This window comes from Flavobacterium sp. 40-81 (assembly GCF_001898245.1).
Lineage (GTDB): Bacteria > Bacteroidota > Bacteroidia > Flavobacteriales > Flavobacteriaceae > Flavobacterium > Flavobacterium inviolabile.
Window position 1 is genome coordinate 56,509 of sequence record NZ_MKTM01000026.1, and the last position, 22,986, is coordinate 79,494.

Sequence of the window (22,986 nt, forward strand, 5' to 3'; positions counted from 1 at the left end):
TAACAAATTAATTCTGTAGGTAGTATATTTGTGTTAACATTTTAAAGCGCTATATATGAAAAAATTAATTTTTTTGAGTGCACTTACATTGATGTTATTTTCATGTAAGTCAACGTCAGTGACCAACACGAAGTTAGACAGAACTTCTCAGGTTGCAATCAAAGGTAATTGGGTGTTAAGCTCTGTTAGTTATCCCGGTTCGGAATACATCAAGGTTACTTCTTTCCAAATAGCCGATTCAAAGTGCTTTGAAGGTAGCAGCTGGAAATTTATTTCGAATAACAACAAAGGGAACATGGCTTTCGAACAGGCAAATTGCCCTGCATTCAGTTCTGCATTTACATGGTTTGTAAATAAAGAAGGAGAGTTTGTTTTGAAACTTCTTGACGCCGGAGAAAAAGCGAAAAAAGTAAAAGAAGGTTATGTGTTAAGAATCGCGAATCAGTCGGAAACTTCTTTCCAGTTGATTGACAAAATTAATGTTGGCGGTAAATTGACAGATGTGGTATATCAATTTGAAAAAACAAACTAAAAAGCAGTAGTATATGAAAAAGATCGTAATATTTACATTGGCAACAGTATTCACGTTAACCTCGGTATTAACGAGTTGTGAAGCAGTAAAAAATACTAATAATACTCAAAAAGGAGCAGGAATCGGTGCTGTAGCCGGTGCTGTTTTAGGAGGAGTATTGGGAAATAACCTTGGAAAAGGAGGAAACGGTGCTTTAGGAGCTGTTTTAGGTGGTGTTGTTGGAGGTGTTGCCGGTGGTGTTATCGGTAATAAAATGGACAAACAGGCCCGTGAGATCGAACAGGCTGTTCCGGGTGCTGAGGTAGAAAGAGTAGGAGAAGGTATTAAACTGGTTTTAGGTGAAAATGCTGTTCGTTTTGATACCAACAAATCAACATTAACAGCGGCTGCAAAAGCAAACTTAGACAAATTGGTACCGGTATTCCAAAACTATTCGGATACGGATATCGTAATCTACGGATATACTGATAATACGGGTAAAGCAGAATACAACCTGAACTTGTCAGAACAAAGAGCTGCTTCTGTAAAAGCATACTTGGCGACAAAAGGTTTATCCGGAAACCGTTTCAAAACAACCGGAATGGGTATTGCTGATCCGATTGCAACAAATGATACTCCGGACGGAAGAAGCAAAAACCGTCGTGTAGAGTTTGCAATTACAGCTAACGAGAAAATGGTTCAGGATGCTAAAAAAGAAGCAGGAAACTAATTCTCATCCTTGTTGATATTTAAAAAAGACCACCAATCAGGTGGTCTTTTTTTTTGAAAGAACTTTAACAAATATTTTGTTTATTTTTTTGATTACGGGATAAAACGCTTTGTAACTTTACAAAACCTTAAAACATTTTTTATTATGGCGATGACGAAGAGAGCGGCCGGAAAAAAAGAAACCATTACAGAAGAAACGATTATTTCCACCTACATGAACCAGGTTCTGGAAAAACATCAGGAACCGGCAAGTGTGTTTCACTTTTGTAAAGAAAGCAAAATGGAAGAAACACTTTTTTATAGTTTTTTCCCTTCTTTAGACGGTTTGAAAGAAGCAATATGGATAAAGCTATTTGAAAATGCCGTTAGCGGACTTAAAAATGAGGAAGCTTTTGAAACCTACTCGAACAGGAATAAACTACTGTCACTATACTTTACCTTTTTTGAAATACTCACGCTAAACAGGAGCTATGTTTATTTTGTACTGAAAGAAAATAAACAGGGATTGCAGAATTTAAAGCAATTGCGAAAATTGCGCAACCGTTTCAAAAAATTCATTCAGGAAGAAATTCAGACTACAGTTACGGACAAACATGAGAAAATAGATAAAATAGCCAAACCTGTTTTATCCGAAGCAGCATGGGTTCAGTTTCTATTTATCCTGAAATTCTGGGTTGAAGATACTTCCATAGGGTTTGAAAAAACCGATATTATGATTGAAAAGTCCGTAAAAGCAACTTTCGATATTCTGGACACCACACCCCTGGAAAGCCTTTTCGATTTGGGGAAATTTGTCTGGAAGGAGCGCTTCAATTAGTAGGAACGAAAATAAAAAGCCATGAAAACGTTAAATAAAATCCCGACCAATAAAATTGAACGGGCAGGAGAGCTTGTGAAAACCGGTCTCAAAGTCGGAGGAAACTATCTGGCCTATTACGGCGAAAAAATGGTCAATCCTTCCCTGACAAAAGACAAGCTGAACGAAAACAATGCGGAAGATATTTATGACGGGTTGAAAAACCTGAAAGGAAGCGCCTTAAAAGTAGCGCAAATGCTCAGCATGGAAAAGAATATCATGCCCAAAGCATACGTGGAGAAATTCTCTTTGGCACAATTTTCCGTTCCGCCCTTATCAGCACCGCTGGTTCGGAAAACCTTTAAACGATATTTAGGACATTATCCGGAAGCAATCTACGACAGCTTTACACCGGATTCCGTTAACGCGGCAAGTATCGGACAGGTACATAAGGCTACTAAAAACGGAAAACAGCTGGCTGTAAAAATCCAGTATCCGGGTGTTGCCGACAGCATTAGTTCCGATCTGGCAATTGTAAAGCCGTTTGCAATTAAAATGTTCAACCTGCAGGGAAAAGATTCCGATAAATATTTTAAAGAAGTAGAACACAAACTGCTGGAAGAAACAGATTATAAACTGGAATTAAAACAGGGAATAGCGATAGCAAAAGCCTGTGAAAAAATAAAAAACCTCAGATTTCCGGTTTACTATCCGGAATGGTCTTCCGAGAAGATCATTACGATGGACTGGATGGAAGGGGAGCACCTTTCGGAATTTGCTGCCCGAAACAACGATCCGGAAACGGGTGACCGCATCGGACAGGCACTCTGGGATTTCTATATGTTTCAGATGCACCATTTAAAACAGGTACATGCCGATCCGCATCCGGGGAATTTTCTAATCGATAAAGAGACCAACTTGATTGCAATCGATTTCGGATGCATTAAACACGTACCGGAAGAATTTTATGTGCCGTATTTCGAATTGGCGCGGCCGGAAGTTATTGACGATCCGAAACTGTTCCGGGAAAAACTGTTTGAACTGGAGATCCTGCGAACAGATGATACACCAAAAGAAATTGAATATTTCTCCGGTTTGTTCCATCAGCTGCTGAGTTTGTTTACCCAGCCGTTCCACGGGGATTATTTTGATTTTTCCGATGAGGTGTTTTTTGAAAATATTGCCAGAATGGGTGAAGAGTTCTCTAAAGATACCCAATTGCGCAAGATGAACGGCAACCGTGGTTCCCAGCACTTTTTATATATCAACCGTACTTTTTTCGGATTGTATAATTTGCTGCACGACCTGAAAGCCCGAATCAACACCCGGAATTTCGAACAATATATCCCGCAGTAAACGCCCAAAACATCAAGAATAAGCGAATGGCAAAATTGGATGCGTTTCCGTATGCAGAAACTTTGTAATTTTGTGTCTTTAAAAATTAAGAATGCTTCACGTTAAAAATATATCTTTTGGTTATCATGAAAAAACGATAATCAAAAACATTGAATTTACAATAAAAAAAGGACAAAATATAGCCGTTATAGGCGAAAGCGGTTGTGGTAAGAGTACGCTTCTGAAATTGATTTACGGATTGTATGATTTGGATGAAGGACAGATTTTCTGGAACGATACGGAAGTATTAGGCCCAAAATTCCATCTGGTGCCCGGCATGCCGTTTATGAAGTACCTGGCGCAGGATTTTGATTTGATGCCGTATGTTACCGTAGCCGAAAACGTGGGTAAGTTTTTATCGAATTTTTACCCGGAACAAAAAAAACAGCGCATTCAGGAATTGCTGGAGATTGTAGAAATGACCGAATATGCGAATGTAAAAGCAAAATTTCTGAGCGGCGGACAGCAGCAGCGTGTCGCGCTGGCAAGAGTGCTTGCACTGGAACCGGAAGTATTGCTGCTGGATGAACCATTCAGCCATATTGACAATTTCCGGAAAAATGCATTGCGCCGTAATCTTTTTGCCTACCTGAAAGCCAAAGGAGTGACCTGTATTATTGCCACACACGACAGTACGGATGCTTTGTCTTTTGCAGACGAAACCTTTGTGTTGTTTGACGGTAAGATCGTAGATAAAGGATTGTCGGCCGATATTTATAACAATCCGGTGAATAAATATGTTGCCTCTCTTTTTGGGGAAGTAAACGAACTGAAACTTTCGGATATTACGGTTGTGGATGCCGGGGACGATGAACTGCTGCTGTTGTATCCGCATCAGCTGCGGGTTGTTGAGAACGGGATGATGAAAGTCACAGCAAAACAATCCTATTATAAAGGAAGTCACTACCTGATAAAAGCAGTATTCAACAGAAAAGTAATTTTCTTTGAACATGAAACCGCTTTAGCAATGAACGAGGAAGTGACATTGATGATAAGTTAAAAAAAACAGACATTATGCCAAAAGAAGATGTTTTAATGCGGCAAATCAGCGAACTGGGTTTTGCCTTAAGAAGATTGATGGAGCGGATGAAAGGCGGAAAAGGAGGTGGTGGTATTTCACAAAGCAGTCTGGCCGACAATGTGGCACTGAAAGAGGAATTGGGATTGGACTGGCAGGAGTTTTTAGACCTTGATGCCGATCAACTGATTCCGTTCCTGTTAGAAAATCCCGGCTTTTCGGCCGAAAATATGGAACTCTTTGCCGACTATCTGGTACAAACCGGAAAAGAAGGCTACCACAAACAAAACCTGTATGCAAAAGCACTGCTTATTTATACCCATGTAGACAAAGAAACGGCTACTTTTTCTATGGAAAGAAGCGGGAAAATACAAAGGATAAAACAAGAATCAGCATCATAAAAAAAATCCCCTGAACACTGTTCAGGGGATTTTTTTTATTTAGTTTTTAAGATACTTTTCCAGGAACTGATCCTGTTCCCAAAGCAAATGCAGTATGTTTTCTTTTGCTGCATAACCGTGGGATTCTTTTGGAAGGATAACCATTCTTGCCGGTGCTCCCAATCCTTTTAAAGCCTGGAAATAACGCTCGGTCTGTAAAGTAAAGGTTCCCGGATTATTGTCGGCTTCTCCATGCACTAACAATAGCGGTGTTTTCATTTTGTCCGCATTCATAAACGGTGACATTCCGTTGTAAATAGCCGGAACTTCCCAGTAATTACGTTGCTCGCTCTGGAATCCGAAAGGAGTTAGTGTTCTGTTGTAGGCACCGCTTCGGGCAATTCCGCAGGCAAACAAATTAGAATGAGTTAATAAATTGGCAGTCATAAAGGCACCATAAGAGTGTCCGCCAACCGCTACTTTTTTACGGTTGATATAACCCAGCTTGTCTACTGCATCTATAGCTGCTTCGGCATTGGCAACCAATTGCGGGATAAAAGTGTCGTTTGGTTCAGTTGTACCTTCACCGATGATCGGGAAAGCGGCATCATCCAGCACAGCATAACCTTTGGTTACCCAATACACAAAAGAACCGTAGTTAGGGAAAGTAAACTCATTCGGGTTGGATGAGGTTTGTCCGGCACTGTTCTTGTCTTTATACTCTGTAGGGTACGCCCAGATTAAAAGCGGTAATTTTTCTTTTTTAGCATTTCGGTCATATCCTGCCGGTAAGTATAACGTTCCGGAAAGTTCAACACCGTCTTTTCGTTTGTATTTGATAACCTCTTTGTAAACATTTTTAATGCTTTCAAACGGATTTTTAAAATCGGTTATCTGGGTTAACTGGTTTTTCTTTTTAAAATTACGGAAGTAGTAATTCGGATATTCGCTTTTTGACTGAATCTGTATTAATGCATCGCCTTTTTTGAAATCTTCAATAGAGAAAATACGCTCCATTTTATCGGTATAAGCCGACTGATAAAGACGTTTTGTTTTTAAGGTTTTAATATTGAACTCGTCAATAAAAGGGAATTGCCCGTTTTTGGTATAACCGTCACCAATTAAAAAAGCATTGTCGTTCTCTAACGCCAGAACCTGTTTGCCGTAGCTGTTTTTTACCGTTTCAAAATTTCCCGGATCCGAATAAATATCCTGGGAATTTCTGTCGGAGATAACTTTGGGCGTTTCCGACGGATTCGACGGATTGATCAGGTAAGTTTTAACATTACGGGTATCGTACCAGCTGTCGGAAACAATGGCGATCTTATCGTTACCCCAGGTAATGCCGTCAAAACGCTGTTGTGTTTTTACCAGAGAAGTTGGATTGGCGGTAAAAGGTGCCGGCCATAAAAACACTTCATCGCGGTAAGCCACTTTGTTTTCCGGATTTCCTTCATCAAGAGCTTCTGCGAAATACAAGGTAGCCGGAGCATCATTTCTCCAGCTCATGCTTCTTTTTCCTTTGCGTACTGCCATAAAACCTTTTGGCATGATCTCCGTTAAAGGCACTTCGTTCACAACTTTGATCTCTTTTCCGGTTTTGTCATAAACAACTGTTTTTTGAGGGAAACGGTTTAACGGAACAATATAGGAAAACGGCTTTTGCAGGGTGGTTAACATTACATAATTCCCGTCAGGAGAGAAACTCTCTCCTGCATACATATCTGCCGGTTTAAACAACGAAGCTGTTCCGTCCAGGTTTACTTTGTATAGCTCAGACGTTACAATATTTTCAAAATTAGCCTCGTCCGTTCTGTTCTTTAATAAATCCTGGTAGGTTCTGTTTTGAGAAACCTTACCTTCACTATTGGAAACAATAGGACCGTTTGGCAGGTCTTTTTTAGCATCAATTAAAGCCGGTCTGTTTTTAGGAAGCATCTTTACAATAAGACTCTGTCCGTCTTTAAACCAGCTAAACGGACTGCCGATATTGGCGTTGATCGTTGCAGCGGTAAGCTTACTCGCTTTTGCCGAAGCAATATCCAGGATCCATAATTCTATTCCGGTTGCAGTAGTATGGGCAAAGGCGATTTTTTTCTCATCCGGTGACCATGCCAGGCTGCTGATTCTCGGATTTTGCGGTAAGCCCTGAACCTGAACCTCGTTTTTGTCTTTCACCCTGCGCACTTTCAGGTTGTTGATATAGGTAACCGAACTGGAAATGTTGGTGATCGGATTGATGCGCAAACCGCCCAAACGGAGTTCTTCCTGATTCAGGTCTTCAAGATTTTTATAGGTGTTTCTGTAGCTTAACAGCATCCATTCTTTTTTGGTATCCATGATTACCGATGGTGCTCTTTCAAAATCGGCCAGTTGCAAAATACTTGCCGAAGGCTTTTGATACGTAACGTTTTCCTGTGCAATAAGCGATGAGGTGCCCAGCAGCAGGAATAATACGGATTTGTAAATTAGCTTCATAAAATTGTTAAGGGATTAAATAGATATTAATGCGTTCACAGTTGATTCTGAAATTATAGGTCGAATATACTGTTTACATGTTACAAAAAAGCTTTAAGTTTTGTTAAAAGAAATCCGGCTGTCCGGGAGGCTGTTTGTGATAATTGAAAAAATGTTTCGGAATAGTCGTAGTTTTTTTTATAATGTGTAAATTTGCATCCCTGTTTTTAATAAAAAAATAAAAATAATGCATCAATCAAAGATTTCAGGATTAGGTTATTACGTTCCCGAAAATGTAGTGACTAATGACGATTTGTCAAAAATAATGGATACCAATGACGAGTGGATACAGGAGCGAACCGGTATTCAGGAAAGACGTCATGTGATCAAAGGAGAGGATACCACAACAACCATGGGAGTGAAGGCGGCAAAAATTGCCATCGAACGCTCCGGAGTGGCTAAAGAAGATATTGATTTTGTTGTTTTTGCAACCTTAAGTCCTGATTATTATTTTCCGGGACCGGGTGTTGCCGTTCAACGTGATTTAGGATTGCGGACGGTTGGTGCGCTGGATGTTAGAAACCAGTGTTCCGGATTTGTATATGCGCTTTCGGTAGCCGATCAGTTTATCAAAACAGGCATGTATAAAAATATTCTGGTTATCGGTTCCGAAGTACATTCTACCGGATTGGACATGACAACCAGAGGCCGCGGTGTTTCCGTTATTTTTGGTGACGGAGCCGGAGCAGCCGTATTGAGCAGAACTGACGAACCGGGTAAAGGAATTTTATCAACACACCTGCATTCGGAAGGCGAACATGCCGATGAATTAGTGTTGAAGGCACCGGGAATGGGAAAACGCTGGGTTTCGGATATTATAGCCGATAACGACCCGAATGACGAAAGCTACTATCCGTATATGAACGGGCAGTTTGTCTTTAAAAATGCGGTGGTACGTTTTAGTGAGGTCATCATGGAAGGACTTCAGGCAAACAATTTACAGGTTTCCGATATCGATATGTTAATTCCGCACCAGGCAAATCTCAGGATTTCGCAATTCATTCAGCAGAAATTCAAGCTAACAGACGACCAGGTGTATAACAACATCCAGAAATATGGTAACACTACTGCTGCTTCTATTCCGATTGCTTTAACGGAAGCGTGGGAGCAGGGGAAAATTAAAGAAGGCGATACGGTAGTACTGGCCGCTTTCGGAAGCGGATTTACCTGGGCGAGTGCCGTTATAAAATGGTAAACGCTTAAAATTCTGAATGTTAATTTTTTGAATGTAAAGAAAATGTTGTAAATTTCGTACTGATGCTTTCGTGAATTGTTTCACTAAAACCGGGTACGATGAATCACAAAACCATTCATAACAAAGGGCAGGCCAGATTGTTTGAGAACAAATACCTGGAAATGCTCACGAAAACACATCCCGCAGTAATCTGGGGTATGTACATCCCGATACTGGGATATTTATTGTTTACGGCACATACAAAATTTGCGATAGAAGTCCGGAATGTCATTTACCTGTTTTTTGCAGGAATGATATTCTGGACTTTTTTTGAATATATAGCCCACCGGTATTTGTTTCACTTTATTACCGATAATCCGAAGCTAAAAAAGATCGCCTACGTTCTTCACGGCAATCATCACGATTATCCCCGGGATCGGGAACGGCTGTTCATGCCGCCGGTACCCAGCCTGATCCTGGCCACCACATTATTCGGATTGCATTATCTGTTTCTCAGGGATTACAGCTGGGCATTCTTTCCCGGATTTATGTTTGGTTATCTGCTGTATGCTTCCATGCATTATGCCATTCATGCCTTTGCGCCGCCTTTTAAGTTTATGAAGCCTTTGTGGCGGAACCATCACTTGCATCACTACAAGGATGAACAATTGGGATTTGGTGTGAGCAATACCTTTTGGGACCGGGTGTTCGGAACGATGTTCGATTTAACCAAAACAAAAGAAGATCCCGAAAAAACCAAAGCCCTTTTGTTTGAAAATAAAAAGCCATAAAAAAACCTCGAAGCTTTTTTACTTCGAGGTCTTCCAAATAAATATAATAAAAATCAAAAACTCAGATTAGAATAAACCGCCACCGGCTTGTTTGGTATTGTCTTCACGTTGTTTACGCTGTAAAGCTCTGTTCTTGCCACCACCAAACATATAGTTGAATCCTACAAATAGCGACTGACTCTCCCAACGGAATTCCCCTTCACCCGGATAAGGGTTCTGACTTTCAAAACCGTATTTCATAGTTCTGAAGATATCGTTGAAACGCAAGCTCAAAGAAGCTTTGTTTTCCCAGAAGCTGTAACGGCTTCCGGCATCAATTTTATACATGGCTTTGCTGTTTGCCTGTACGCCGTCTACCGGACCTCTGTAGAATCCGAATAAAGAGAAACGTAAACTTTTTGTAGCCTTGAAGTTGTTGTTCAATCGGGCATTAAAAGCAGCAGCATTAATTTGTTTTAACGTATAGTCAAAATCACCGGTTACATCATTTTTAATCGCTACAACACCTTTCTGACGAATGTTCGAGAAATCAACACTTGGCTGAACATCCCACCAGGAAGTAAACTTGTAATTAGCCGAAACCTCAAATCCGTAAGCATTGTTTTTATCAAAGTTCGTGTAGCTCATGATAATCTTTTTCGTTTCCGGATCGGCATTCGGGTCCGGGTAGAACGTACGGGTGATCTCATCACTGATGTCGCGGTAATAGATCCCGGCAGTAACCGTTCCCTTTTTAAGCGTTCTGGTGTAATTCACCTCGATAGAGTTGGTAAACTGTGGTACTAATTCCGGATTACCGATAGAAGTAACTCTTGGGGTACTAAACTCTCTGATCGGTTTTGTCTGCTCCACACTTGGGCGGTCAACACGACGGCTCATGCTCAACTGGAACTGGTTTTTCTCTGTTGGCGTATAGGTAAAGTAAGCCGACGGATATACCGTTATATAGTCGTTTTTAAAGGGTGCATTTTGATTGTTCTGAACGTAATCAGCCTGAACTTTATAACTCTCCAAACGGGCACCAAGCTGGTAGCTGATCTTTTTAAAACGCTGACCAAAAGTGGTGTAGAAAGAGTAAATGTCCACATCATAATTGAATTTAGCGTTTGGCGTGTTGAAACGACTGGTCAGGTAATCGTTGTCAGTTCGCATCAAACGGGCTTCAGCACCTATTTCTAAAGTCGATTTTTTATCCAGTGGATTCACATAATCCACATTGATAATCGTGCTGTTTCGGGTATCTTTAATGTGATCGCCGTATGGTGTTAAACCACCACCTACAGGGTTGAAAGATGCATCCTGAGTGTTTTTGGTATTGTTGTAGTTGGCTTCAATGTCCAGCGTGTGTCCTTCTTTGGCAAATAAATGTTTAAAAGCTAAGTTGTAAGCACTGTTCACATTGTCCGTATCATAAATATCCTTTTGTGAAATATTGTTGGCACTGTTCGGGAAATATAAATCGGTATTTACGTTTCCTAAACCGGAGGTGAAACTCTGGTTGGTATAGGCCGAAATCGTGTTTTTATCATCGATGTAAAAATCCATTCCCGCTTTAAACATGTGGGTTTTGTTGTCGTTAACAATATCGAATAACTGTAAAGAATTGTCATCAAATTGCTTGATCTCTCCTTTGTTTAAACGATCTCCCAAAGTGTTGCCATACGTACCGAAAAAGTTTACTTTCCCTTTACGGTAGTTCATATCGATAGTGTTGTTGAATTTAGGAACATCGGCAAAGGTAATTCCGGTATTGAAATTTGCGTTAAATCCGTCATTGGAGTTTTTATGCAGGACAATGTTGATAATTCCCGACATCCCTTCCGGATTGTATTTGGCCGAAGGATTCGTGATTAACTCAATCTTTTTGATTGAAGTGGAAGGAATCTGTTTTAACAGTTGGGAAGCATCCATATTGGTTGGTTTTCCGTCTACCAATACTCTCACGTTTTCATTACCGCGAAGCGATATTTTTCCATCCTGATCCACATTTACAGACGGAATATTGCTCATAATCTCAGAAGCAGTTGCTCCGGCTGTTGTTAAATCACGGCCTACATTAATAACTTTTCGGTCAATTTTCTGTTCAATCGTGGAACGTTCTGCTACTACGGTAACACCTTCCAGCTGTTTGGCTTCCGGTTCGAAAGCAATAGTGCCCAAAGCAGCGGTTTTAGCATCGGCAGTAATCGAAAAAGTTTTCGTTAAGGTTTTATAACCCATATACTGGATCTCTAAGGTATAATTTTTAGGAGCCAGGTTGGTGATGTTAAAAGAACCGTTGTCTTCTGTAATGCCACCGGTTATTACTTTGTTGTCTTCTTTAATGGCAATCGTTGCATACGATATGGGTTCCTTGGTGGCTTTGTCGACCACCTTACCCGTGACATTTCCGGGATTTTGAGCGTATAAATTACCAATTGCGGTAAGCATACAGATTAAGAATAGTTTTAGTTTCATGTCTGATTTGTTTTTTATTGATGTTTGTTGCTGTTGCAAATGTATGGCTTTTCAAGCTAATTTGTATAACAAGGTACTGTTTTATGCAAAATTTAACGAAAAATAAAGACTTCGCTAACGAAGAACCACTATGAATAGACAGAAAAAGGGGTGTTTTGTTACAAAAAATTTCAAAAAAAAGTTTCAATGTGAAATAAAAAATGTAACTGATTGGCTGTCAAAGGATATTTTTATTATTTTCAAATTTACAAATTGCTGAATTAAGCTTATCTTTGCACCCTTAAAAATAAATCACCATGACATTATCACAAATTCTTACGCCCCAGATACAAAAAGCGGTTCAGGCTTTATTTGATGTTACACTCGAAAAAGTTGAGTTTCAGGTAACACGTAGGGAGTTTGAAGGCGATATTACAATGGTAATTTTCCCGCTTTTAAAAGTAATCAAAAGCAATCCTGCAGAACTGGGAAGCAAAATAGGACAATATCTGGTAGACAATACTTCGGAAGTACAGGCTTTTAATGTGGTTTCCGGATTTTTGAATATCGTTATTGCCGATGCATATTACCTGGATTTCTTCGGGAAAATAAAAAATAATGAACAATATGGCTTTGTAACACCTAAAGAAGGTGAAAAAGCAATAATGGTGGAATACTCTTCACCCAATACGAACAAACCGTTACACTTGGGACACGTTCGTAACAACCTGTTGGGTTTTGCGGTTGCTGAAATTTTAAGAGCTTCCGGAAAAAAAGTATACAAAACACAGATCATTAACGACAGAGGGATCCACATTTGTAAATCCATGATTGCCTGGCAGAAATTCGGACAGGATCAGACTCCGGAGACTACCGGATTAAAAGGAGACAAACTGGTTGGAAACTTTTATGTGACTTTTGATAAAGAATACAAAAATCAGATCAACGATTTGATGGCTCAGGGTAAAACAGAAGAAGAAGCAAAAAAACAGGCTCCAATTATTATTGAAGCTCAGGAAATGCTTCGCAAATGGGAAGCGGGTGATGCAGAAGTTGTAGCCCTGTGGAAAAAAATGAACCAGTGGGTTTATGACGGTTTTGCAGTTACCTATAAAAACCTGGGTGTGAATTTCGATAAAGAATACTACGAAAGCAATACCTATTTATTAGGGAAAGAAGTCGTACAGTTTGGATTGGAAAAAGGCATCTTTGAAAAAGATCCGGACGGTTCCGTCTGGATTGACCTTACAGCAGACGGACTGGACCGAAAAATCGTATTGCGATCAGACGGAACGGCGGTGTACATGACACAGGATATCGGAACGGCTATTCAGCGTGTGAAAGACTTCCCGGATGTAGGAGGAATGGTATATACTGTAGGTAACGAACAGGATTATCACTTTAAAGTGTTGTTCCTGATTCTTAAAAAACTGGGCTTTGACTGGGCGGAAAGCCTGTACCACTTATCATACGGTATGGTGGAATTGCCTACCGGAAAAATGAAATCGCGTGAAGGAACCGTTGTAGATGCCGATGAATTAATGGAAGAAATGACGGCAACGGCAAAAGCCATTTCGGAAGAATTAGGTAAACTGGACGGTTATACGGATGCTGAAAAAGCAGAATTATATAAAGTTATCGGATTGGGGGCATTAAAATATTTTATGCTGAAAGTGGATCCTAAAAAAGGAATGATGTTCAATCCGGAAGAAACGGTAGATTTTGCCGGAAACACAGGACCGTTCATACAATATACCTATGCCAGAATCCAGTCGATATTGCGAAAAGCAGATTTCGACCTTTCCGGTACGACCATAACAGTATTGCACGAAAAAGAAAAAGAACTGCTAAAACAAGTTGAACTCTATCCGGAAATAATTCAGAATGCGGCGGCCAACCATAGTCCGGCGTTAATTGCGAATTATACATACGACCTGGTAAAAGAATACAACTCTTTCTATCAGACCGTTTCCATTTTAGGAGAAGAAGACTTAGACAAAAAAGTGTTCAGAGTACAATTATCCAAGAAAGTTGGAGAAACCATAAAGTCTGCTTTCGGACTTTTAGGGATCAGTGTGCCCGAGAGAATGTAATTCAGGATAAACGTTTAAAATAAAGAAGCGGTGAATCAGCCAAAATCATATTTTTTTCAATCGCTCACTATCATAGCCATTTCGATAGTAGCTTTTATTGCTTTCAAATCCTTTCTGCCAAAGAAACTCTTTACGGAAAAACCCGGAAGCTCCAAAAATGTGGTCATCGACAGTATGCTTTTGGAAGCTATTGAAAAAGATGCGCATCAAAATGAAGAAGATACTATCTCTATGCAGCCCATTAAATTTCAGGCTGTTGACGGTATCGTGTTTCCAACCGAAACATTTCAGGATTACAAAGGATTCCAGCATTTGGTTAACTTCTTTGAAAAACTATTCCAGCTGGAAACCAATCAGCAGGGAAATGTGCGTATTGCTTACTTTGGCGATTCCATGACCGATGGCGATATGATCGTACAGGATTTCAGAAGCAACTTCCAGACCCGTTTTGGCGGTAATGGAGTTGGCTTTGTAAACATCACTTCCGAATCGGCAGCATCCAGAGGATCCATCAAACACGAATTTTCAACCAACTGGAAAACGCAGTCCTATTTGAATATCAAACACCCGAAAAGTCCTTTCGGCGTAAACGGACACGTTTTCTTTGCCAACGATACTGCCCATGTGGAATGGGTGAAGTATAAAGCCAGCAATCTGAAAAACCTTTCGGAACTGTATAATCCAACCCTTTTTTACGGTCGATCCGGAAACAAAGAAGGAAAGATCGCTTATAAAGTTGGCAGCGATACGATTTACAAAAAACTGAACCCGTCGCGATTGGTCAACACCATGACTATCGGGAATACCACCAAGAGTTTAAAAGTCGATTTCGTAAAAGCGGACTCCATTCCGGTTTATGGCTTCAATTTTGACGATGGTAAAGGCGTACATGTCGATAACTTTTCAAACAGAGGAAACTCCGGTTTGCCAATCACTACTTTCAATACCGATGTTATGCGTCAGTTCCAGGAAAAACTGGGATATGACCTGATTGTATTGCATTACGGAACCAATGTACTGAATTATGGTTCTTACAATTACGGCTGGTATGAACGCAAAATGAACGCGGTGGTGAATCATTTAAAAGAATGCTTCCCGGGTGTTGCGATTCTGATTGTATCCACAGCCGACAAGTCGACCAAATACGACCTGGAAATGAAAACCGATTCGGCAGTAGTGCCGCTAACGGTTGCCCAGAAAAAATATGCGGTTCAGTCGGAAGCCGGTTTTATCAACCTGTATACGCTGATGGGCGGTGACGGTTCGATGGTGAAATGGGTGGAAGAAGTTCCGGCCGCGGCCAATAAAGATTATACACACTTCAATCACAGAGGTGCTAAAAAAATATCCGATTTAATTTATAACCAGATCAGTCAGGGATACGAACAGTACAAAAAACTGAGAGCCAAAAGAAAAGCTCCGGTGGCGAAGCCGTTAGTAAAGAAAGACAGCGTTATGGTGAAAAAAGATACCACTCATGTTGAATAAACTTTGTTTTGTACTGCTGTACCTGTTTTTTACCGGTCCCGCTGCTGCACAGGTAGTCGATTCTACGGAAGTAGTACTCGATACGCTGATGGTTGAAGAACCGGTGGTTTACGGCGAAAATGCAATCGCGAATCAGAAAGCACTGCAAAAGTTTTTTGACAAACTGTACCAGCTGGAAACAACCAAAACCGGAAAAGTAAATATTGTCCATATTGGTGATTCCCATATTCAGGCCGACTTGTTTACCGGAGTGATCCGCAAAGCATTGCAGGACAAATTTGGAAATGCCGGACTGGGATTCTCTTTTCCGTACAACCTGGCTAAAACAAACGGAAGTTATTATGTGCGGTATTCGTCAAACGAATCATGGAACAGCTACCGGAATATTTACCCGGTAAACGGTGCTCCGGTGGGATTAAGCGGAATCGGACTGACAACCAGGGCCAAGGACTTTGCAATCGAGATTAATGTAAAAGATCCGGCTTACGAATTCAATACCTTAAAAATTGTTACCCCGCAGAAACAAAACCTGTTTGATGTGGCTACCAGTTCCAAAACAATAGTACTGGAATCCAACGTCCCTAAAAAAATCAACCACAAGATTAAAAAAGGCGAAGCGATTTCCATTATAGCCGATAAATACAATGTGTCCGTTGCCGAGATTAAACGTGCCAACGGTTTGAAAAATAATAACATTCGTGCCGGAAAAGTATTGCGGATCCCTACGAATGAAATGCAGAAAAAAAGCATCAAACGCTCCGAATTTATTCCGTTGTCGCTAACGGAAGAAGCCAATGCGTTTAGTTATACTTCGGAAGAAGCCATAAAAAAAATATACCTGCTGCCCAATAAAAAAGCATCACAGTTTGCTTTAAACGGACTGGTATTCGGGAAAAATGCACCCGGAGTGGTCTATAGCAGTATTGGTGTTAACGGTGCTAAATTCTCCGACTATAACAAATACCCGCTGTTCTTTGAACAGGTTCCGGTATTGCAGCCCGATCTTTTGGTCGTGTCGCTGGGAACGAATGAAACGTTCGATAAAATGGAAATGCCTGCCTATATGAGTCAGCTGAACCAGTTTATTGAAAACATCAGACAAAAAAATCCTGATGTTGAAATTTTAGTCATGACACCGCCTCCGTCATTATTATACAGACGTTCGTTAAATACGTATGCTGCGGATTATGCCAAAGAAATCAATGTGCAGGCAGAAATGCGGAACCATGCTTCCTGGGATTTGTTTTCCATTTTCGGAGGATTGTATGGTGTGAACAAAAATTACAGACAAGGATTAATGGCAGGAGATAAAGTGCATTATTCCAAAGCCGGATATGAAAAACAAGGCACGCTTTTCACAGAAGCCTTATTGCAAGCCTACGAGAGTTATAAATTAAGTACGAAAAATTGATTACGTTTTTGAATATGCAAGATTGGTTCGCCCAAAATATAACGTCGCTTTTCACCAGCCTTACTGCCGAAACAGTAAAAAATTGGTTTATTTACAATCCTAAAGAACCGTTGTTATTCAATACCGGTTTGTTCCTGGGACTGTTTTTGGTTTTTTACAGTGTGTATATCCTGACCCGGAAAACATTTCACCTGAGACTGGTTTACGTGATCTGTTTCTCCCTGTTTTTCTATTATAAATCCAGCGGTATCTACTTCCTGTTACTGCTTGCCTCTTCTGTAGTGGACTATAACCTGGGAAATATATTGCACCGGGAGAGCAGGGTACTGGCTAAAAAGCTCTACCTGGCATTCAGTGTTATTCTGAACCTGAGTTTCTTGGGGTATTTCAAATACACGAACTTTATTATTGAAAATTATAACGCCCTTTCCGGCGGACATCTGGATTTCCAGAAAATCATTTTGCCGGTAGGTATTTCGTTTTACACCTTTCAGTCAATCAGTTATATCATAGAAGTATACCGTAAGGAAATCGAGCCGACCAAGAGCTATATCGATTACCTCTTTTTCGTATCCTTCTTCCCGCAATTAGTTGCCGGACCGATCGTTCGTGCCAAAGACTTTTTGCCACAGATCTATCAGAAACTGAATCTGACCAAAGACGATGTCAACCGGGCTTTGCTGTTAATCATTGGCGGATTGGTTAAAAAAACGGTTATTTCCGATTATATCTCGATCAACTTTGTCGACCGTGTTTTTGATGCACCGTCCAGTTATACCGCTTTCGAAAACCTGATGGCTTCCTATGGTTATGCCATTCAGATTTACTGTGATTTTTCCGGTTATTCGGATATGGCTATCGGGGTGGCATTGTTGTTAGGATTTAAATTGCCAACCAACTTCCGCACGCCGTATCAGTCGGCATCCATTACCGAATTCTGGAGAAGATGGCATATTTCGTTATCCACCTGGTTAAAAGACTTTTTATACATACCGGTAGGAGGGAACCGTAACGGTACTTTCGCAGGATTCCTGTTTCCGGCATTGTTTTTCTTCGGACTGATTGTTTGGGGAATCACCTATGCGCCAACCAGTAATATTCCGTTGATTATTGCGGTATGTTCTTTAGTGGTTTTCTCGCTGACGTTTCTATTGTCTAAAGACAGAGAGCGCAATATGTTTACGAACGTAAACCTGTTAACCACGATGTTATTGGGCGGATTATGGCATGGGGCGAGTTTGCGTTTTATCATCTGGGGTGCTTTACACGGAGTAGCTCTGGCGGTACATAAAATATTTATTGAATTCTTCCCGTCAAAGCAGGATTCGAAAAAAACTTTCGGAGGAGCAATCTGGACGTTCTTTGCCGTGATTCTGACATTCCACTTTGTGACCTTTTGCTGGATTTTCTTCCGTGCGAAAGACTTTACAACAGCTTTGGAAGTGATTGGAAACATTGGTAAAGTAACCTTCGAACCGGAACATTGGAAAGTTATTGCCGAAGGATATAAAAATGTATTCATTTTAATGGCAATCGGATTCATCTGGCATTTCCTGCCGGAAAAAGTGGTCAATGCCATGCAGGGGGCTTTCAGAGCCTTGCCGTTAGTGCTAAAAGCAATTATACTGGGATTGGTTTACTGGTTGGTTTATGCTACGGCATCTGCAGGACCGCAGCCGTTTATTTACTTCCAGTTTTAAATTATAAGGAAAAATTAAGAAATAGAAATAAGGATACTTCCGTTTTTTTGCTAAATTTGGAGCAATTCAAAAAGAATCGAAACAGAAATCTAATATTTAAAATACAAAACAATGAAAAAATTAATGGCAATTGCAGCGGTAGCGCTTTTTACAGTTTCAATGAATGTTAATGCTCAGGAGCAAAAACCAAAAGACAAAAAAGAGTGCTGTTCAGCTAAAGGAAAAGACACTAAAAAAGCAGCATGCTGCTCAGCTGATAAAGCTACAGCTAGCGCTGAGAAAAAAGCTTGTTGTTCAAAAGATGCTAAAAAAGCATAAGGAATAGTATTGTACAGAAAGAAAGCCGCTCATTGAGTGGCTTTTTTATTTTATAACCCGGGATGATAGTTAAAAACGAAGTTATTATTTGCATGATGCTTTACAGTATGGTTTTACATCTTGATAATTGGCAAAAGGCAAAAAGCAAAAAGCAAAATGCAAAAGACAAAAGGCAATTGTCCTTTGCCCTTTGCTAATTACTTTTTACTAATTGCTATTTGCCCTTTGCTTTTTACTAATTCCCCTTTATCCTCGGAAAACCGCCGTCGACAAACACCTCGGTTCCGTGCATAAAGGAAGCTTCATCCGAGGCAAGAAACGTTACAACTTTTGCCACTTCCTGCGGCTGACCGAAACGGGCAAGCGGTACCTGCGGGAGCACATAATCGGTCATACCCTGATATTGTGCTGCTGTTAAATTGGAGCGGTCAAAATAATTCGTAACAATTGGTCCCGGGCTAACGGCATTAATTCTGATTTTTTTCGCGGCTAATTCTGCGGCAAATGTTTTTACAAAAGACTGTACCGCTGCTTTGGCTGCCGAATAGACTGCGGCGTGCGGCATCCCGATCTCGGTTACTATGGAAGTATTCAGAACAATACTTCCGCCGGCCTTCATTAATGGCAGTAGCTGCTGTACGGTAAATAACGTACCTTTTACAAGTACATTGAACTGCTCGTTAAAATGATTTTCATCGATAGCTTCAATAGGAGCATATTTCCCAAAACCGGCATTAACATATAGTATGTCAATATGAGGACTGATTGCCAGTGTCTTTTTCGTCAGTTGCAATAAGTCGTCCATCTTTCCGGCATCGGAAACAAAACCTTTGGCCTGTCTGCCAAGTTCCTGCAGTGTAGTGGTTAGCGTGTCCTGGAAGCGCCCGGTAATAATCACCGAAGCACCGTTACTAATAAAATCTATAGCAGTAGCTTTCCCGATACCGCTGGTAGCACCGGTTATAAAGGCTACCTTACCGTTTAATTTTGTCATCGTTTTAAAGATTTAAAGTGATGTTGCAAAATTGCTTCGGTTGCAGCTGTCATAAAACCCGATTCTTGCGGGATAGATGATGAAGTATGAAGTGAGATTTATGAAGTACGATGTATGAAGTATGAATATCATAGATTTAATTTCGTATATCAAACCTCGTAAATCTAATATTGATATAAGATATTTGAAGTATGAAGTGTGAGGGATGAAGTACGAAAAATGAATATCATATATCTAACTTCGTATATCAACCCTCATAAATCAACCCTCGTATCCAGATTTAATCCGGCATGGGTACCGGTTTATCACTAAGATGCTCGCCTAAATAATAATCATCAATAGTGAATTGATTATTTTTCCACGTTGCCTCTATTGATTTTGGAGTAGTGCTGTTCTGTTTGTATGAAATTGTTTTGGAATTTTCATCAAAAGCAATGTTCAGGTAGCGGGAGCCGTAATGAGTGGCGATGGTCCGGTTGCTGGCCAAACGCAGATAGGCACGCTTGTCTGTAAATACCTTTTTAGAGAAATCTTTAGTGTTTTCGGTAAAGGCATTTCCTTTAAAACCCTTAACGGAAGTCCAGTTTTGCATGTCTGATTCCAGTACGATGGCTCGTAGTCCATTATCACCCATATCTTCTACGATAAGAAGATGTTTGTCGTCAATTTTATTCAGCCTGTGAATAGGAGCATTGGAAGTTAGTGCAGCACCTTTGTAGACAATCTTATTGCTGGAAAGATCTTTCACATAGTAAGTGCCTTCTCCATTGGTACTGTAATAATATACCACATACTCTTTTCCATCCACTGTATACGGTTGCATATACATCGAAACAAAATTGGATAACTGATAATCATATAAACCATAAAAGGAAATGTTATAGTTTACATTGTTATCAAGAGATTTAACGGTTGGAATTCTTCTTTGATTGTTGAAATAATAGGAATATTGATTAAACCAATAGCTGCCGCCACCGCTTTTTGCCTGCTGTTTTAAATTGTCTAAGTTTTTACTGTCTTTGTTTAGTATAAAACGGATAAAGGCATCCTGAGCCTCTTTTTTTAGCTTAACGGTATTTAATGCTGTTTTGGGAATGGAATCGACTTTCCCTAGATCGTAATAAATAAAAAGCGTTAGCTTTTTTCGAAATGCTTCCAGCTCGTTCACTTGCGAAAAAGAATTTACAGTCGCAATAAGGAAAAGACCGGTATATAGTATTTTTCTGATTTTCATATTCAACTATTGAAGTTTTAATATTTTAATGGATACTAAGGAAGGATATTTTTTTCTTATGTAAAAATAAAATAGTGTAAAACTTCAAAGCGCTGGAATTTAGGGAGATATTTGAAGTAAGATATGAGAAGTAAGATATGAGAAGTAAGATATGAGAAGTAAGATATGAGAAGTAAGATATGAGAAGTATGAGGGATTATCGTAAATCAAACTTCATACATCTAATATTTGAGGTAAGATATTTGAAGTACGAGGTAAGAAGTAAGATATTAGAAATATGAGGGATATATATATCGTAAATTAGACTTCATACTTCTAATATTTAAAGGATGTATATCGTAAATCAAACCTCATATATCTAATATTTGAGGTCAGATATGAGAAGTATGAGGGATTATCGTAAATCAAACCTCATACTTCATAAATCAAAGCTCACACCTAAGACGATGTATCTCCGTTTTTACCCGGGCGGATAATCATACGCAGAGGCTGGTCTTTAGAAAAATAAGCCACGGTCCAGTTGTATAACGTTTGTAGTCGGTTGCGGTAAGTCACTAAAGACATTAAGTGGATAAACAACCATACCAGCCACGCAAAGAAACCGTTAAAATGCACTTTTGGTTTTTCTAAATCCACAACCGCTTTGTTTTTACCGATAATTGCCATCGATCCCATATCGTTATAGCTAAAAGGCGTTAAAGGTTTGTTCGAAACCATCGCCTTAAAATTTTTAGCCAAATGAAGCGCCTGCTGTATGGCTACCTGAGCCAGCTGCGGATGCCCGTTCGGGAATTGCGGATCGGTAACCTGCAGGCAGGTGTCACCCACAGCATAGATATTCGGGAATAAAGTCAGTTTGTTGTGCTCGTCTACCAGCATACGTCGGCCACGGCCGTAAGCTTCCGCCGGAATACCGTCAAAAACTTTTGCGCTCACTCCGGCTGCCCAGATCAGGATTTCCGTTTTTATCGTTTTACCGTCGGCAAAATAAACAGTGCCGTCCGTATAATCTTTAACCTGTGAATTCAAACGTACTTTTACACCCAGATCTGTCAGAGCTTTGTAGGTGTTTTGCTGTGATTTGACACTCATCGGTGCCAATACCGCCGAACCGCCGTCCACCAGGTAAATATCGCTTAGTGTTGTTGCCAGTTCCGGATATTCCTTTCGCATGATCCCGTTGCGCATTTCGGCAAACATTCCGGAAAGCTCTACTCCGGTAGGGCCGCCACCGGCCACGACTATCGTTAATAACTGTCTTCGTCTTCGTGGATCTTCACAAATAGCGGCTTTCTCCATTTGCTGTAGCAAACGGTTACGCATCTCCACGGCATCCGTCAGCGTTTTCATCGGAATGGCATTTTTCTGTACGTTCTCCATACCGAAATAATTACTCTCCGCTCCGGTGGAAAAAACCAACTGGTCGTATTCCAGTTCTCCATTGGAAAGAATCACTTTATTCGCGGCGGCATCCACCCGGATCAATTCGGCAAGGCGGAACGTGATGTTCTTTTTGCCAAAAAACAACTTCCGGAAAGGATAGCTGATGCTCGAAGGTTCCAGGAAAGCCGTAGCCACCTGATAGATCAAAGGGGGGAAGAAATTATAATTGTTTTTGTCAACTAATGTAACCTGAAAATCCTTATTGTTGGCCAGGCTTTTTGCCAGATTGATACCTGCAAAACCACCGCCTATTATTACTATTTTCATATTAATGTGATTTTAAAAACACGGACTGTTTTATAAGCCATATTCGTGTTAATGCTTTACACTATAAATTTATCCCTTTTAAAACGGATGACCAATTGAAAAGCTGACTTTTGGATTAATATTAAGAAAAATTTAGCGTTTGAGTAAAATTGCAGACAATGCAGTAAAAAAAATCCGGTATTCTATAATTTCATTGCAAAAAGTATAATACCGGATTGGAGTTGTTTTTGATGAAAAATTGCTTTGCAAACAGGTCAAAAAACAAACCGTAAAACGAACAATTCACAAAAC

General features: G+C 40.2%; 18 protein-coding genes. 13 read left to right on the forward strand and 5 right to left on the reverse strand.

Going from position 1 to position 22,986, the window contains the following annotated elements:
• Window positions 1-55 precede the first annotated feature (55 nt).
• The 6 genes from BGO42_RS09925 (at window position 56) to BGO42_RS09950 (ending at window position 4,850) form a co-directional block, all read left to right on the forward strand.
• Window positions 56-532, forward strand: coding sequence for a lipocalin family protein (locus BGO42_RS09925; RefSeq protein ID WP_177732767.1), 477 nt, complete (start codon window positions 56-58; stop codon window positions 530-532).
• Between the two features lie 13 nt (window positions 533-545).
• Window positions 546-1,241: a YiaD family glycine zipper/OmpA-like lipoprotein gene (locus BGO42_RS09930; RefSeq protein WP_177732769.1), complete on the forward strand. Its 696-nt coding sequence runs from the start codon at window positions 546-548 to the stop codon at window positions 1,239-1,241.
• A 144-nt stretch (window positions 1,242-1,385) separates the two neighbouring features.
• Window positions 1,386-2,057: a TetR/AcrR family transcriptional regulator gene (locus BGO42_RS09935; RefSeq protein ID WP_177732771.1), complete on the forward strand. Its 672-nt coding sequence runs from the start codon at window positions 1,386-1,388 to the stop codon at window positions 2,055-2,057.
• A gap of 21 nt (window positions 2,058-2,078) precedes the next feature.
• Complete coding sequence (locus tag BGO42_RS09940) at window positions 2,079-3,392, forward strand: ABC1 kinase family protein (RefSeq protein ID WP_177732773.1); 1,314 nt, start codon at window positions 2,079-2,081, stop codon at window positions 3,390-3,392.
• A 91-nt stretch (window positions 3,393-3,483) separates the two neighbouring features.
• Window positions 3,484-4,431 (forward strand): ABC transporter ATP-binding protein, encoded by a 948-nt coding sequence (locus tag BGO42_RS09945; protein ID WP_177732775.1) that lies wholly within the window; start codon window positions 3,484-3,486, stop codon window positions 4,429-4,431.
• A gap of 14 nt (window positions 4,432-4,445) precedes the next feature.
• Window positions 4,446-4,850, forward strand: a complete 405-nt coding sequence (locus tag BGO42_RS09950; protein WP_273246931.1) for a thioredoxin domain-containing protein — start codon at window positions 4,446-4,448, stop codon at window positions 4,848-4,850.
• 39 nt (window positions 4,851-4,889) lie between these two features.
• Here the strand turns inward: BGO42_RS09950 and BGO42_RS09955 are convergent, their stop codons facing one another.
• Window positions 4,890-7,307 (reverse strand): S9 family peptidase, encoded by a 2,418-nt coding sequence (locus BGO42_RS09955; RefSeq protein ID WP_273246932.1) that lies wholly within the window; start codon window positions 7,305-7,307, stop codon window positions 4,890-4,892.
• A 226-nt stretch (window positions 7,308-7,533) separates the two neighbouring features.
• Here BGO42_RS09955 and BGO42_RS09960 point away from each other — a divergent pair, with 226 nt between their 5' ends.
• Window positions 7,534-8,541: a 3-oxoacyl-ACP synthase III family protein gene (locus BGO42_RS09960; RefSeq protein WP_177732781.1), complete on the forward strand. Its 1,008-nt coding sequence runs from the start codon at window positions 7,534-7,536 to the stop codon at window positions 8,539-8,541.
• Window positions 8,542-8,639: 98 nt separating this feature from the next.
• Window positions 8,640-9,311, forward strand: coding sequence for a sterol desaturase family protein (locus BGO42_RS09965; RefSeq protein WP_273246933.1), 672 nt, complete (start codon window positions 8,640-8,642; stop codon window positions 9,309-9,311).
• Between the two features lie 66 nt (window positions 9,312-9,377).
• On the opposite strand, the gene BGO42_RS09970 is transcribed toward BGO42_RS09965, so the two are convergent.
• The gene (locus BGO42_RS09970) at window positions 9,378-11,768 is read right to left on the reverse strand and encodes a TonB-dependent receptor (RefSeq protein WP_177732785.1); all 2,391 of its coding nucleotides are present in this window, start codon (window positions 11,766-11,768) and stop codon (window positions 9,378-9,380) included.
• 296 nt (window positions 11,769-12,064) lie between these two features.
• On the opposite strand from BGO42_RS09970, the gene argS reads away from it, so the two are divergent.
• The 5 genes from argS (at window position 12,065) to BGO42_RS09995 (ending at window position 18,757) form a co-directional block, all read left to right on the forward strand.
• The gene (argS, locus tag BGO42_RS09975) at window positions 12,065-13,840 is read left to right on the forward strand and encodes an arginine--tRNA ligase (RefSeq protein WP_273246934.1); all 1,776 of its coding nucleotides are present in this window, start codon (window positions 12,065-12,067) and stop codon (window positions 13,838-13,840) included.
• A gap of 30 nt (window positions 13,841-13,870) precedes the next feature.
• The gene (locus BGO42_RS09980; RefSeq protein ID WP_273246935.1) at window positions 13,871-15,328 is read left to right on the forward strand and encodes an SGNH/GDSL hydrolase family protein; all 1,458 of its coding nucleotides are present in this window, start codon (window positions 13,871-13,873) and stop codon (window positions 15,326-15,328) included.
• Window positions 15,318-16,739, forward strand: coding sequence for a GDSL-type esterase/lipase family protein (locus BGO42_RS09985; RefSeq protein WP_273246936.1), 1,422 nt, complete (start codon window positions 15,318-15,320; stop codon window positions 16,737-16,739). The genes BGO42_RS09980 and BGO42_RS09985 overlap by 11 nt, the downstream gene beginning before the upstream one ends.
• Before the next feature lie 14 nt (window positions 16,740-16,753).
• Entirely contained in the window at window positions 16,754-18,439 is a 1,686-nt protein-coding gene (locus BGO42_RS09990) for an MBOAT family O-acyltransferase (RefSeq protein ID WP_273246937.1), read from the forward strand.
• 111 nt (window positions 18,440-18,550) lie between these two features.
• Window positions 18,551-18,757 carry a hypothetical protein gene (locus BGO42_RS09995; RefSeq protein WP_177732795.1) on the forward strand — a complete coding sequence of 69 codons (207 nt, stop codon included), beginning with the start codon at window positions 18,551-18,553 and terminating at the stop codon, window positions 18,755-18,757.
• A 235-nt stretch (window positions 18,758-18,992) separates the two neighbouring features.
• Here BGO42_RS09995 and BGO42_RS10000 read toward each other — a convergent pair whose 3' ends face one another.
• The 3 genes from BGO42_RS10000 to BGO42_RS10010 all read right to left on the reverse strand — a co-directional run bounded on the left by BGO42_RS10000 (window position 18,993) and on the right by BGO42_RS10010 (window position 22,695).
• Window positions 18,993-19,751: an SDR family oxidoreductase gene (locus BGO42_RS10000; protein ID WP_273246938.1), complete on the reverse strand. Its 759-nt coding sequence runs from the start codon at window positions 19,749-19,751 to the stop codon at window positions 18,993-18,995.
• Between the two features lie 280 nt (window positions 19,752-20,031).
• On the reverse strand, window positions 20,032-20,985 hold the full coding sequence (locus tag BGO42_RS10005; RefSeq protein WP_273246939.1) for a hypothetical protein: 954 nt from the start codon (window positions 20,983-20,985) through the stop codon (window positions 20,032-20,034).
• A gap of 438 nt (window positions 20,986-21,423) precedes the next feature.
• Window positions 21,424-22,695 (reverse strand): NAD(P)/FAD-dependent oxidoreductase, encoded by a 1,272-nt coding sequence (locus BGO42_RS10010; RefSeq protein ID WP_273246940.1) that lies wholly within the window; start codon window positions 22,693-22,695, stop codon window positions 21,424-21,426.
• Between the last annotated feature and the right edge of the window lie 291 nt (window positions 22,696-22,986).

Bases quoted from the DNA above. Each gene is read 5' to 3' on its own strand.
- argS (WP_273246934.1), top strand. From the start codon at position 12,065: ATGACATTATCACAAATTCTTACGCCCCAGATACAAAAAGCGGTTCAG.
- BGO42_RS09995 (WP_177732795.1), top strand. From the start codon at position 18,551: ATGAAAAAATTAATGGCAATTGCAGCGGTAGCGCTTTTTACAGTTTCA.
- BGO42_RS09955 (WP_273246932.1), bottom strand. From the start codon at position 7,307: ATGAAGCTAATTTACAAATCCGTATTATTCCTGCTGCTGGGCACCTCA.
- BGO42_RS09950 (WP_273246931.1), top strand. From the start codon at position 4,446: ATGCCAAAAGAAGATGTTTTAATGCGGCAAATCAGCGAACTGGGTTTT.
- BGO42_RS09960 (WP_177732781.1), top strand. From the start codon at position 7,534: ATGCATCAATCAAAGATTTCAGGATTAGGTTATTACGTTCCCGAAAAT.
- BGO42_RS09945 (WP_177732775.1), top strand. From the start codon at position 3,484: ATGCTTCACGTTAAAAATATATCTTTTGGTTATCATGAAAAAACGATA.
- BGO42_RS09930 (WP_177732769.1), top strand. From the start codon at position 546: ATGAAAAAGATCGTAATATTTACATTGGCAACAGTATTCACGTTAACC.
- BGO42_RS10005 (WP_273246939.1), bottom strand. From the start codon at position 20,985: ATGAAAATCAGAAAAATACTATATACCGGTCTTTTCCTTATTGCGACT.
- BGO42_RS09990 (WP_273246937.1), top strand. From the start codon at position 16,754: ATGCAAGATTGGTTCGCCCAAAATATAACGTCGCTTTTCACCAGCCTT.
- BGO42_RS09965 (WP_273246933.1), top strand. From the start codon at position 8,640: ATGAATCACAAAACCATTCATAACAAAGGGCAGGCCAGATTGTTTGAG.
- BGO42_RS09935 (WP_177732771.1), top strand. From the start codon at position 1,386: ATGGCGATGACGAAGAGAGCGGCCGGAAAAAAAGAAACCATTACAGAA.
- BGO42_RS09940 (WP_177732773.1), top strand. From the start codon at position 2,079: ATGAAAACGTTAAATAAAATCCCGACCAATAAAATTGAACGGGCAGGA.
- BGO42_RS09925 (WP_177732767.1), top strand. From the start codon at position 56: ATGAAAAAATTAATTTTTTTGAGTGCACTTACATTGATGTTATTTTCA.
- BGO42_RS10000 (WP_273246938.1), bottom strand. From the start codon at position 19,751: ATGACAAAATTAAACGGTAAGGTAGCCTTTATAACCGGTGCTACCAGC.
- BGO42_RS10010 (WP_273246940.1), bottom strand. From the start codon at position 22,695: ATGAAAATAGTAATAATAGGCGGTGGTTTTGCAGGTATCAATCTGGCA.
- BGO42_RS09970 (WP_177732785.1), bottom strand. From the start codon at position 11,768: ATGAAACTAAAACTATTCTTAATCTGTATGCTTACCGCAATTGGTAAT.
- BGO42_RS09985 (WP_273246936.1), top strand. From the start codon at position 15,318: ATGTTGAATAAACTTTGTTTTGTACTGCTGTACCTGTTTTTTACCGGT.